We start from the raw sequence: 12,334 nt of genomic DNA on the forward strand, positions 1-12,334 counted from the left end.
TTTAGAGGCTGTTTGAAGAATTTTAAAATCGTCATCCTGAACTGGCTTCAGGATCTAAACTGGAAGCTGAATACTCCCGAAGTTTAGGGAAAGGAAAGCTTGACGACAATAAGTTTCTCAAACAGCCTTTTTTATTTTAGTGATTAATCAATTTGTTCATAATTCAGAAAAACCTATGCGCTCTCCGTTATTGCTTATTTTTCTGTTTTTTTCCTTTAATGTTTTTGCTCAGCAAAACCTAAGAGGAAGAATTGTAAACGAACAAACCGGCGATCCCCTCGCCTACGCTAAAATAACCTATGGTGATAAAGAAGATTTAAGCAAAATAGACGGCAGTTTTTCAATTACGCTTACAAAAAATGAAACGCAACTTAGTATTTCTTATGTGGGTTTTGAAACACAAAACTTCAAAGTTTCAAAAGATGTAGAATTTGTAAGAATTAAATTGACTCCTAAAATTGAAAGCCTTGCTATTGTAACTATTTCTTCAGAAAAAAATAAAGCGAATGCAATAATTGAAAAAGCAATCGCCCGAAAGCCCGAAAACGATCCTGAAGAAAAACTGCAAAAATTCAATTTTAAAAACTATAATAAATTTATTGTAGACAATGAAACCGCCGCATTGGAAATGGCGAGCGATAGCACCAATCTCGAAATTGGCACCATTATAAATTCGGCTGCAAGTTATTTTTCAGAAAAAGTTTCAAGATTTTATTTTTCCCAGGCAGATGGTTTAAAAGAAGAAGTTCAGGCTTTAAAAACCGCCGGATTTGGAGACCCGGTGTACGAGATTTTATCGCTTTCGGTAAATCCATTTTCACTCTACGATAAAGATTTTAGAATTTTTGAAACAGATTATGCCGCGCCCTTGCAAAATTCTGCTTTCAGAAATTATTCGTTTAAAATTTTAGATACCACTACCACTTCCCGCCCCGCTTATGTAATTTATTTTAAACCTAAAAGGCAACGTGCGGTTGCAGGTTTAGAAGGGGTGCTTTATTTAGACACCAAAACATACGCCATACAGCAGACAAAAGCCCAGCTTTTGGGTGCTATAAAACTAGAAATAGATCAGGAATACAAATATTTCCCCGACGAAAATTTATGGTTTCCAAAAACTCAAAAAATCACCATTAGACCAGGAAATGGGGACCAGGCGATTTCGGTTTTTGGCGGAGTTATTTCTACAGGAACACTTCAGAAAAAAGAATCTATTCTAAATAATATTCTTGCCCCGGGAAGAAGTGATCCTAACCTGTTTTTAAATGTAACCAGCACTAATTTTGATATTCAGTTGAATTCTGAAGAGAGCTTAGAAAGCTCAGCTGAAATTTTGGTTAAAACTGATGCGAATTCCCGGGAAGATCTTTTTTGGAAAGAAAACAGAACCGAAATTTTAAGTACACAAAATAAGCTAAGTCGCCAACGAGCAGAACGACTTATTAGGGAAAAAGAAGTTGAAGAAAAAATAAGCTTTCAAAAATCGATTGCTACAGGTTATTATCCGGTGGGATTTTGGGATTTTGATCTTGGCAAATTCTTTAAATTCAATAACTACGAAGGCATTCGCCTGGGATTTGGCGGGAAGACCAACGAACAATTATCTAAAAAATTCAGTTTAAACGGCTACCTGGTATATGGCACCAAAGATGAAGTATTTAAGTATAACCTCGGGACCTCAATTCATTTAAATAAGACTACCGAAACCGATCTTAAATTCAACTACACCCGCGATATTGTTGAAACCGGAAGTTTTAATTATCTACAAGGCAAAAACGATTTTTCTATTATAGAACCACGCTTTGTAAATATTAATTTTTTCTACGAACATCGCACGTTAAGCAGTGGTTTAACCCATAGATTCGGGTCTAATTTTAAAACTGAACTTCGGTTGTCTAAAAGCAATATTTATCAAATTCGAGATTACAGCTTTTTGCTGAACGGCCAGGAATTTTCTAAATACACGCTTTCTGAAGCTACATTTTCTTTTTTATGGCGGCCATTTGCTAAATTTCTAAAAACACCAAATGCTACCAAATTAATAGAAAAAGGTTACCCAAAGTTTACGGGCCAAATCACTAAAGGAATTTCTGGAATTGGCGGAAGCGATTTTGATTATACCAAATTTGGGCTTTTGGTAGAACACGAAATAAAAAGACTTAACCAATCCCGAACCGAAATTATCCTGGAAGGTAATTATGCCACAGGCGAAGTTCCGCTTACGCATTTATTTCATTCGCTGCCAAACAGCCCCAGGCGGAAGGGTATCCTTAGGCGGTTTTCAGTAGCGGGAAGACGCAGTTTTGAAACCATGTTTTATAACGAGTTTTTTAGCGATAAGCAGGCTATGTTGCACATAAAGCATCAATTAAGACCCATAAATATTCACCGGTTAATTCAGCCAGAACTTGTATTTATTTCCCGCCACGCCATTGGAGATATTAGCCATCCCGAAAGGCATAGTATTCCGTTTAAAAGTTTAGAACAGGGTTATCATGAATTTGGAATAGAACTACAAAAAATACTTGTAGGTTTTGGCCTGGGAGCGGCCTACCGCTATGGCCCCTATAGTCTGCCTACTTTTGATGAAAATTTCGCATTTAAATTCACTTTTCATTTAGATATTTAATCCTGAGCTACTTTAGGAGTTTAAACAGCATTAAATAGGCTTCCTTTTTATACCTTTGCGCTCGCTTAAAAACTTCCCATGGCCAAGATTTTTAGTTTCGGATTCTGGAACTCAATTGCGCGATTAATTTTGCGGAACAGGATTATTATACTTTTACTTATAATCGCCACTACGGTATTTCTTTCCACACAGTGGAAAAATATGCGTTTTTCTTATACCGAAGCCAACCTTTTACCAGACGATCACGAAGACAATATTGCCTATAATGAGTTTCTAGATAAATTTGGAGAGGAAGGGAATTTGGTTTTGCTTGGCGTAAAAGATTCTACCCTCTTTAAACCGGAAAATTTTGAAGCGTGGAAAGAGCTTACCAAAACTTTAGAAGCCTTCCCTGCGGTAGATTATGCAATTTCGGTTAGTAATCTTCAGCAATTAAAGAAGTTTGAAGATCCCAGCCGATTTGAGATGGTGCCTTTTATTACTGAAGATAATCCTACCGAAGAAGAACTTCAACAATATCAGGATCAACTTTACAATGAGTTACCATTTTATGAAAACCTGGTCTATAGTTCACATTCCAACACCTTACAATCGGCTATTTATTTAAATAAAGAAATCGTTAATTCTAAAGAACGCAAAACCTTTGTTATAAATGAGCTGCAACCCCTCATTGCTAATTTTGAAGAAAAAACAGGCATAGACGTAAAAGTCTCTGGAATGCCTTACATAAGAACCTTGAATTCCCAGAATATAATTGATGAAATAGGGCTTTTTATTCTCGCAGCACTTGGGGTGACATCGCTTATATTTTTCTTCTTTTTCAGATCTATTAGAGCAACGATTATTTCTATGATCACGGTTTGCATTGGGGTAATGTGGGCCTTTGGGGTAATAGGCTTGTTTAATTATGAAATCACGGTACTTACTGCACTTATCCCGCCATTAATTATTGTAATAGGAATTCCCAACTGTATTTTTCTGATAAATAAATATCAACAGGAAATTAAAAAACACGGAAACCAGGCAAAATCACTTCAAAGAGTAATCACCAAAGTGGGAAATGCCACTTTAATGACCAATATTACCACCGCATCTGGTTTTGCAACTTTTATACTTACCGATAGCACGCTCCTAAAGGAATTTGGTATTGTAGCTTCTATAAATATTGTGGCGATTTTTATTCTCAGCCTGCTGATAATTCCAATTATCTACAGTTATATGAATTTGCCAAGGCGTAAACACCTTAAACACCTTAACAAGCGATGGATTGGCGGTTTTGTGAACTGGATGGAGCAAATGGTGAGACACCGCCGCATTAGTATTTATATAACCTCTATAGTTCTTCTGGTTGTGAGCATTATTGGAATTTACACCATAAAGATCTCGGGAAGTTTATTAGAAGATATGCCCGAAGAAGCTGAATTCTTCCAGGATATTAAATTTTTTGAAGAAGAATTTGACGGGGTAATGCCTTTAGAAATTCTTGTGGATACAAAACGTAAAAATGGCGTTTTAAAACCTGCCACGCTTAAACGCATGGAAGAACTGGAAAATCATCTCGCTGAAATTCCTGAACTTTCCCAACCAATTTCCATAACCCGGCTGGTAAAATATTCTAAACAGGCTTTTTATAATGGCGATGCCCAATATTATCAATTACCGAGTTCACAGGAACAAAACTTTATAATGCCGTACACCAAAGGATTTTCTTCAAATGAAAACCTACTCACTTCGTATATAGACAGTACGGGAAGGTATGCGAGAATTACCACCTATATGAAAGATGTGGGAACCGATAAAATGGAAGAACTGGAAGAAGACCTCTGGCCCCAGATTAATAAAATTTTCCCCCAGGAACGCTACGAAATTTCAATGACGGGTAAAGCTTTTATCTTCCAAAAAGGAACCAATTACCTGGTAAAAAATCTTATTATTTCGCTTTCCTTGGCCATTTTATTAATTGCAATATTTATGGCCTGGATGTTTAGATCGTTCAGAATGATTATTGTTTCCCTTGTTCCTAACCTACTACCCTTGCTGGTAACTGCAGGAATGATGGGCTTTTTAGGTGTTCCTATAAAACCTTCTACAATCCTGGTGTTTAGTATAGCTTTTGGAATTTCGGTAGATGATACCATTCATTTTTTAGCAAAATACAGGCAGGAATTAAAAGCTAATAATTGGAGAATTAAACGATCGGTTTACGCGGCGCTACGGGAAACAGGAGTTAGTATGTTTTATACTTCTATTGTGCTGTTTTTCGGATTTTCGGTATTTATGATTAGTAGTTTTGGCGGAACTGTAGCCCTGGGTGGTCTTGTTTCGGCAACCTTACTTTTCGCAATGCTGGCTAATTTATTATTACTTCCTTCTTTATTGCTTTCCTTAGAGAAAAATATTGCCAACAAAGAGGTTATGAAAGAACCCGCAATGAAGATTATTGAAACCGACGAAGACGAAGCCGAAATTGAAAAAGAGGAATCTAAAAATTCAGAAAGATAATCAACAAAGCGCTTGGGGAATCAACCTCCTAGTGTGATTAATAAAAACCGGCTTGCTTTGCAGGCTGAGACGGATAAATTATATTTGTTTTTTCTAAATCTAACATAAATGATACAAGCAAAAATTGCTGAAATATTAGACAGCAATCAATTTCTACAGGAATTTGAGGTGAACGGCTGGGTTCGTTCTTTTAGGAGCAATCGCTTTATTGCCTTAAACGATGGATCTACCATTAACAACCTGCAATGTGTAATAGATTTTGAGAATTTTGACCAGGACGAGCTTAAAAGAATCACCGTTGGTGCTGCCGTTTCTGTAAAAGGAACTTTGGTTGAAAGCCAGGGAAATCAGCAACGAGTTGAGATTGAGGTAAAAGAGTTTAAAATTCTTGGCGATGCAAATCCCGAAGAAGTAAAACTTACCATTCTTTCACCAAAGCGACACAGCCTGGAAAAACTAAGAGAGCAGGCACATTTACGTGTGCGCACAAATACTTTTGGCGCCATTATGCGTGTGCGATCTAAACTGTCTTTTGCCGTGCATAGTTATTTTCAGCAAAATAACTTTCATTATGTAAACACTCCAATTATTACGGGAAGTGATGCCGAAGGTGCCGGCGAAATGTTTAGAGTTAGCGCTTTAGATATGGAAAACCCGCCAAAGAATGAAGATGGCAGTATAGATTTTCGTGAAGATTTCTTCGGAAAAGAGACTAATTTAACGGTTTCAGGACAACTGGAAGGTGAAGCCTACGCGATGGGACTTGGGCAGATCTATACTTTTGGTCCAACATTTAGAGCTGAAAATTCTAATACTTCCCGCCATTTAGCCGAATTCTGGATGATAGAGCCTGAAGTTGCTTTTTGTGATCTGGACGGCAATATGGATTTAGCTGAAGATTTTATAAAATATGTACTTAAATATATTTTAGATCATTGCCAGGACGACCTTGAGTTTTTAGACAAACGTTTTAAAGCTGAAGAAGAAGCCAAACCAAAAGCAGACCGCAGCGGATTGGGATTATTGGAGAAACTTCATTTTGTAATAGATAACAACTTTAAGAGAGTTAGTTATACTGAAGCTATCGAAATTCTTAAAAATTCAAAGCCCAATAAAAAGAAGAAGTTCAACTATATTATTGAAGAATGGGGCGCCGATCTGCAAAGTGAACACGAACGTTTTTTAGTTGAAAAACATTTTAAATGCCCGGTAATTTTATTCGATTATCCCGCAAATATTAAAGCTTTTTATATGCGTCTTAACGAAGACGGTAAAACCGTAAGAGCAATGGACATACTTTTCCCAGGAATTGGAGAAATTGTTGGCGGTTCACAAAGGGAAGAGCGTTTAGACGTGCTTCAAAATAAAATGAAGGAATTAAATATAGACGAAAAAGAATTGTGGTGGTACCTTGATACTCGTAAGTTTGGAACCTGTGTTCACAGTGGCTTCGGACTTGGGTTTGAGAGACTGGTACAATTCGTAACCGGAATGGGAAATATCAGGGATGTAATTCCATTCCCAAGATTCCCCGGTAACGCTGAGTTTTAAGATATTTTAAAAACCTCACAGGCTTTCAAAACTTGTGAGGTTTTTTTATTCTTGTCTATGTCCCGTCCTGAATTTATTTCAGGATCTAATTTGATTAAAAATTTGCATCATGTTAGAAGCTGAAACAAGTTCAGCTTGACGAAAGCTTTTAGTTTATAATAACCACCTGACCATTGAAAATTAGAGAAACGCATATTGTTCCCGTAATAACTGAAAAAATCAGGTTACAAGAATATGCGGTTTCTATCTTTGCTTCCCTTCCCACCAAAAGCTCGCTTAAGAAGGCTTTAAAAAAAGAACTTATCCTTTTAGACAGGCAACCCGCAAAAACTTCAGACTGGATTAAAGAAGGTCAAAAACTGGAATTGCTTGAATCCGAAAATCCAGTAAGAAAAGTATTCACTTTAAAACTGGAAGTGATTTTTGAAGATGATTACCTGGCGGTTATTCATAAACCAGCCGGAATTCCCACCAGCGGAAATTACTTTAAAACTATTGAGAATGCTTTAGGTTTTAATTTAAATGAATCTAAAGCCAAAGATGCACTACCGGCTCCCCTACCCGTTCACCGTTTAGACAATCCAACTTCGGGTTTATTGCTTATTGCTAAAAACAAAGCGGTGCAGGTAGATTTAAACAGGTTATTTGAAGAAAAAAAGATTCAAAAAAGTTATGTTGCGCTTGTCTTTGGAAGTCTTTCTGCTTCAGTTATTTTAAACGATAAAATTGAAGAAAAAGATGCGGAAACCCACATTGAGGTTCTAGAACATTTTCAGCTTAAAAACGAAGATTTTAGCCTGGTTAAAGCTTTTCCTAAAACCGGTAGAACCCACCAAATAAGAATTCATCTTGCAAAACATAGAAATCCAATTGTGGGCGATAAACTTTATGGTAAACCTTCAAAAATCATAAAAAAAGGTGGCTTATTTCTAGCAGCCACCGGGCTTGAATTTATACATCCTGTGAATAAAAATAATTTGAATTTAGAACTTCCGCTTCCGAAGAAATTCAGAGAAATTAAGAGTTTCTCTAAGAATACTTAACAAAATTTTACCACAATCATTTACTATGCCAAAGGCTGTGTCGCATTGTTTTGCTTATTTTTGTAATAAACAACAATTGTTTTGACCTTGCGTTAAAATAGAATAAATCTCACCCGCAGGTGAGTAAAGGAAAATAAATATATGCTTAAACAGCAATTAAATCTCAAATTATCCCAAAAGCTTTCCCCCCAGCAAATCCAGCTGATGAAGCTTATACAACTTCCTACGCAGGCTTTTGAGCAGCGTATAAAACAGGAACTGGAAGAAAATCCGGCTTTGGAAGATGGTAAGGTGGAAACCAAGGATGAGTATGAGGAATATGAAGACGATTATAGTGATAGAGAGCGAGAAGATGAAGGAACCGAATCTATAGAAGCTGAAATTGATGTTGATGAATATTTAAGCGACGATGAAGTACCAAGTTACAGGCTGCAAGCCAATAATTACAGTGCAGACGATGACGAGAAAAGCGTGCCTTACGCTTCTGGAACTTCGTTTACACAATATTTAACCACGCAATTAAGTACGCTTAGGTTTGATGAAACCGAAGAACAAATTGCCGCTTTTTTAGTAGGTAGCGTAGATGAAAGTGGTTATCTGAGAAGAGAACTACAGGACGTGGTAGACGACCTGGCTTTTACCCAGAATATTTATACAGATGAAGCTTCGGTAGAGAAAGTGCTGAAAAAGGTGCAGGAACTTGATCCAGCCGGCGTAGGTGCCAGATCGCTTCAGGAATGCCTACTTATTCAATTAAGACGCAAAGAGCCGACAAAAGGCGTAGAAATGGCTGAAGACATACTGGAAAGATCTTTTGATCAATTCAGTAAAAAACATTACACCAAAATTCTTTCAAGACACGATATTTCTGAAGATGAATTAAGGGAAGCCATAGATGTTATTGAACACTTAAATCCAAAACCCGGCGGTTCTTATTCAGGAAACACCCGAATGGTAGAACACGTAATTCCAGATTTTACCATTAAAATTGTAGATGGAGATTTAGAATTAAGTCTTAACGGAAGAAATGCACCACAAATGCACGTCTCTCGTGATTATAGCGATATGCTGAAGGGTTACAAGGAATCTAAAGAAAAAACAAAAGCGCAGAAAGATGCGGTGATGTTTATAAAACAAAAACTCGATGCTGCAAAGTGGTTTATTGAAGCTATAAAACAAAGACAGCAAACCTTAATGGTAACGATGAGTTCTATTATGAACTATCAAAAAGAATATTTTCTTACCGGCGACGAACGAAATCTACGTCCAATGATTTTAAAAGATATCGCCGATGAGATTGAAATGGATGTTTCTACCGTTTCACGTGTAGCCAACAGTAAATATGTAGACACTCCCTACGGAACAAAGCTCATAAAAGAATTCTTCTCTGAATCTATGAAAAACGACCAGGGAGAAGATGTTTCTACCCGGGAGATTAAAAAGATCCTGGAGATGTCTATTGAAGAAGAAGACAAGCGAAAACCGCTTACCGATGAGAAGCTCGCTAAGGTTTTAAAAGATAAAGGGTATCCAATTGCCAGGCGAACCGTAGCAAAATACAGGGAACAATTAGATATTTCGGTTGCAAGATTGCGAAAAGAAATTTAATGAAATTCCTTTTAAAAAGCGCCTCCTTTATATTTCATCCGCTTTGGATACCGCTAGCAGGGAGTTTACTTTATTTTTTATTTACACCGAGATTTTTCCCGCCGGGTGTAATGCAGGCAAAACTTCTTGCCATTGCAATTTTAACCGTATTTATTCCCGTTGTATTTTACTTTTTGCTTAAAAACCTGGGAAAGGCTCAATCAATCTTTTTAGAAGATGTACGCGAGCGTAGATGGCCTTTGCTTTTCTTTGCCATTTTAATCACCATGGTGCTCAACCAGATTTTGAATGCTTATAATTATGCCGCATTATATTATTTTTTTGTAGGTATTCTTTTTTCCACTTTACTGGCCTTTACTCTAGTATTATTCCGGTTAAAAGCAAGTTTACATATAATGGCGCTTAGCGGGCTTATAATATTCTTAATAGGTGTAAGCCTCAACTTTCAATTAAACTTAACCTACACCATTAGTTTTTTAATTCTCGCGCTGGGTATTACTGCTTCCTCAAGGCTTTATTACAAAGCACACACCTATAATGAACTTTTACTTGGTTTATTTTGTGGGGTAATTCCGCAGTCTTTGGTTTTATATTTCTGGTTATAGAATATAGAACATAAGTCCAACCCTAAAGACCGAAATATCTATAGTCTCTTCATTTAAACGAGCTTCAGGAAAAAGGGAATTTAGGCTGTAATAAACATGAAAATTGAAAGTATTATAGCCAAAAGTAAAGGTTGCCCCCAGCCGGAAACGATCTAACTCTGGCACATCAGTTTGAACCACCTGATTATCTGGTTGTACAAAATTACTCCTAAAATGATAGATATAACCGAATTTTAATCCGGTATAAATTCTCCAAAATTTATAAGTTTCTGGAGTGGAAGTACGCCAGCGAAACTCCAGGGGAGCTTCAATTAATTGTGCAGTAAAGCGATTTGTACTATAATCAATGTCTCGTGTTAAGCTTCTAAAGATGGTTTCTCCGTTATCATCTTCCCCTATAAACAAATTGTGACTATAGCTATTCAAAGACCAGCCTAAACCGGCTGCAATAGCGATATTTCGACGTTTATTTATGGGGAAATCTCTTGTAAATCCGGTGTGAATCCCTCCGGAAAATCCAGATTGGGATATAGCTTCAGGTTTGTTGCTTATTAAATTAAAGGTTAGCCCAATGTAAAACTGATCTTCCCGGTACAAACTATCTATTACCACCGGAACGGAGTCTGGGATGCTTTTTAATCTAATTTCTTCTTCGGTTTGGGCCAATAACGGCGTAGAAAAAAATATAAAGAAGAAAACAAGGTAGTATATTCTATTCATTTTAAACCACGGCTATATTGAGTTTAAAGATAAAAAAACATCCTGCCAAATATTATATTTTGACAGGATGTTTATACAGTTTTGAAAAAATACCTATTGGTAATTATTGCATATTTTGCAGTGCGTCACCTTCTTTAGTGGTATAGTTAATTTTAAGAGCTTCAGCTTTTCTCAATTCTTGTTTGATATCTGAAACCAATCCCATATTTGTTTCTTCATCTACCTTAAGGGCAGTTGTAAGATATGGTATTAACTCTTCACGTTTAGTTTCCCTTTCAGCAAAAATGAATTGTTGTACTTCGCCAACACTGGCAAACTTATCATTTAACTGAATCCTTGCCTCACTACCAAATCTTTCCTGGTAGCGTGGGCTGGGTTTACCGGCGTAAATGTACATTACAAGATCCTTCTTATCCAGTTTTTCAACCTGATCAGCGAATGGAAGTTTATTTTCAACCATTAACGTATTCTGACGCATCACGGTAACAACCATAAAGAAGAACAGTAACATAAATACAATATCTGGTAAGGATGCTGTACTAATGGCTGGTTGCCCTTCGCTCTTTTTCTTTTTGAATTTAGACATAATTAAGTCTTAAATTTAAGTTTTATATTAAGGTTATTAACTCGTAGGCTCGGCTTCAGAAAGCTTTTGAGGGATCATATCTTTAATAAGTTCAATTCTCTCCTTCAAAGTTTCTTTATCACCTTCGCTTGTACGTGAGTCGTTATACCTGGCTTCCATTGCTGTAAAGCTAGTACCAAATAAACGTTCGGCTTCCCTATCTCTAAGTTGGTTATAAGCCGCTACAAGTTCGTTTTGTACCGCGATATAAGTTCCATACTCGGTTCCCCTGTTATTTACCAAAGAAATAATAGCTTTCGTTGGGTTAACAGAAGAAGCTGGGTCTCCGGCTCCCTGGCAGAAGTCACAAGCCTCTTCGCCTGTTCCTCCTCCATTGTCAAGAAATTCTACAGCTGCCTGTCTTAATTCCTCAATCTCCATCTCCTCATCTTCTACCAGTAATTGGTTATTTGCATTAACCAGTACCTGGAAGATGTTTCGTTCTTTAATTACCGGCGGATCCTGTTCTTCAGGCTGCCATTCCGGCAACTTCCTGCTAATCCCGCTATCTGTCTCAATGGTTGTTGTTACCAGAAAGAAGATTAGTAGCAAGAAAGCAATATCGGCCATAGAACCGGCATTAACCTCTGGTGCTTCTCTTCTTGCCATATTCTTATTTAGTTAATTTTTTAACTCCTGAAATAACCATTGCTAAAATTGCAATTCCAGCAAGGATATAGAATGTTACTAAACCTGCACTTATCCAATGTGCCGCATTAGCAGAGAGTATATCTCCATCTTTAAGCGTCATTTGAGTTCCATCGGTTACAAGGTATGCAATTACAATAACTGCAATAAATGCACCAACAGCGATAAGTGTGTTTTTAATATTTCCTTTAAACAGACCTTTTATCACAAAGATTGCAACCAATACAAGAACAACCAGTAACACGAAATAAGACAAATACATTATTGGTGTAAGCAGACTATTCTGTAAATCGGCCGAGGCCTCTATAGCATCACCGTCTTCGGCAAGGATCCTTCCCAAAAGGATAAGACCTACAACGCCTAATACGATAGATACATATTTTAATATTTTATGTAAAGTCAT

The 12,334-nt window shown here is 37.0% G+C and carries 10 protein-coding genes; 6 read left to right on the plus strand and 4 right to left on the minus strand.

Going from position 1 to position 12,334, the window contains the following annotated elements:
- Positions 1-175 precede the first annotated feature (175 nt).
- From B4F31_RS07895 to B4F31_RS07920, 6 genes are all read left to right on the plus strand, one after another.
- Positions 176-2,629: a DUF5686 family protein gene (locus B4F31_RS07895; protein ID WP_286761027.1), complete on the plus strand. Its 2,454-nt coding sequence runs from the start codon at positions 176-178 to the stop codon at positions 2,627-2,629.
- A 78-nt stretch (positions 2,630-2,707) separates the two neighbouring features.
- Positions 2,708-5,131: an efflux RND transporter permease subunit gene (locus tag B4F31_RS07900; protein ID WP_286761028.1), complete on the plus strand. Its 2,424-nt coding sequence runs from the start codon at positions 2,708-2,710 to the stop codon at positions 5,129-5,131.
- A gap of 108 nt (positions 5,132-5,239) precedes the next feature.
- Positions 5,240-6,682: an asparagine--tRNA ligase gene (gene asnS / locus B4F31_RS07905; RefSeq protein ID WP_093306457.1), complete on the plus strand. Its 1,443-nt coding sequence runs from the start codon at positions 5,240-5,242 to the stop codon at positions 6,680-6,682.
- 173 nt (positions 6,683-6,855) lie between these two features.
- Complete coding sequence (locus B4F31_RS07910) at positions 6,856-7,725, plus strand: RluA family pseudouridine synthase (RefSeq protein ID WP_075325119.1); 870 nt, start codon at positions 6,856-6,858, stop codon at positions 7,723-7,725.
- 141 nt (positions 7,726-7,866) lie between these two features.
- Positions 7,867-9,333, plus strand: coding sequence for an RNA polymerase factor sigma-54 (gene rpoN, locus B4F31_RS07915; protein ID WP_075325120.1), 1,467 nt, complete (start codon positions 7,867-7,869; stop codon positions 9,331-9,333).
- Positions 9,333-9,938: a hypothetical protein gene (locus B4F31_RS07920; RefSeq protein ID WP_093306455.1), complete on the plus strand. Its 606-nt coding sequence runs from the start codon at positions 9,333-9,335 to the stop codon at positions 9,936-9,938. The genes rpoN and B4F31_RS07920 overlap by 1 nt, the downstream gene beginning before the upstream one ends.
- On the opposite strand, the gene B4F31_RS07925 is transcribed toward B4F31_RS07920, so the two are convergent.
- The 4 genes from B4F31_RS07925 to B4F31_RS07940 all read right to left on the minus strand — a co-directional run bounded on the left by B4F31_RS07925 (position 9,933) and on the right by B4F31_RS07940 (position 12,334).
- Entirely contained in the window at positions 9,933-10,658 is a 726-nt protein-coding gene (locus tag B4F31_RS07925; protein ID WP_075325122.1) for a porin family protein, read from the minus strand. The genes B4F31_RS07920 and B4F31_RS07925 overlap by 6 nt on opposite strands.
- Before the next feature lie 103 nt (positions 10,659-10,761).
- Positions 10,762-11,244 carry an ExbD/TolR family protein gene (locus B4F31_RS07930; RefSeq protein WP_075325123.1) on the minus strand — a complete coding sequence of 161 codons (483 nt, stop codon included), beginning with the start codon at positions 11,242-11,244 and terminating at the stop codon, positions 10,762-10,764.
- Between the two features lie 36 nt (positions 11,245-11,280).
- A complete protein-coding gene (locus B4F31_RS07935; RefSeq protein ID WP_075325124.1) occupies positions 11,281-11,892 on the minus strand; it encodes an ExbD/TolR family protein in 612 nt (203 codons plus the stop codon).
- Positions 11,893-11,896: 4 nt separating this feature from the next.
- Positions 11,897-12,334 carry a hypothetical protein gene (locus B4F31_RS07940; RefSeq protein WP_075325125.1) on the minus strand — a complete coding sequence of 146 codons (438 nt, stop codon included), beginning with the start codon at positions 12,332-12,334 and terminating at the stop codon, positions 11,897-11,899.

Origin of the sequence: Salegentibacter sp. UBA1130 (assembly GCF_002311535.1) — a bacterium.
Classification (GTDB): Bacteria; Bacteroidota; Bacteroidia; order Flavobacteriales; family Flavobacteriaceae; genus Salegentibacter; species Salegentibacter agarivorans.

Bases quoted from the DNA above. Each gene is read 5' to 3' on its own strand.
- asnS (WP_093306457.1), top strand. From the start codon at position 5,240: ATGATACAAGCAAAAATTGCTGAAATATTAGACAGCAATCAATTTCTA.
- B4F31_RS07895 (WP_286761027.1), top strand. From the start codon at position 176: ATGCGCTCTCCGTTATTGCTTATTTTTCTGTTTTTTTCCTTTAATGTT.
- B4F31_RS07940 (WP_075325125.1), bottom strand. From the start codon at position 12,334: ATGACTTTACATAAAATATTAAAATATGTATCTATCGTATTAGGCGTT.
- B4F31_RS07930 (WP_075325123.1), bottom strand. From the start codon at position 11,244: ATGTCTAAATTCAAAAAGAAAAAGAGCGAAGGGCAACCAGCCATTAGT.
- rpoN (WP_075325120.1), top strand. From the start codon at position 7,867: ATGCTTAAACAGCAATTAAATCTCAAATTATCCCAAAAGCTTTCCCCC.
- B4F31_RS07935 (WP_075325124.1), bottom strand. From the start codon at position 11,892: ATGGCAAGAAGAGAAGCACCAGAGGTTAATGCCGGTTCTATGGCCGAT.
- B4F31_RS07920 (WP_093306455.1), top strand. From the start codon at position 9,333: ATGAAATTCCTTTTAAAAAGCGCCTCCTTTATATTTCATCCGCTTTGG.
- B4F31_RS07900 (WP_286761028.1), top strand. From the start codon at position 2,708: ATGGCCAAGATTTTTAGTTTCGGATTCTGGAACTCAATTGCGCGATTA.
- B4F31_RS07925 (WP_075325122.1), bottom strand. From the start codon at position 10,658: ATGAATAGAATATACTACCTTGTTTTCTTCTTTATATTTTTTTCTACG.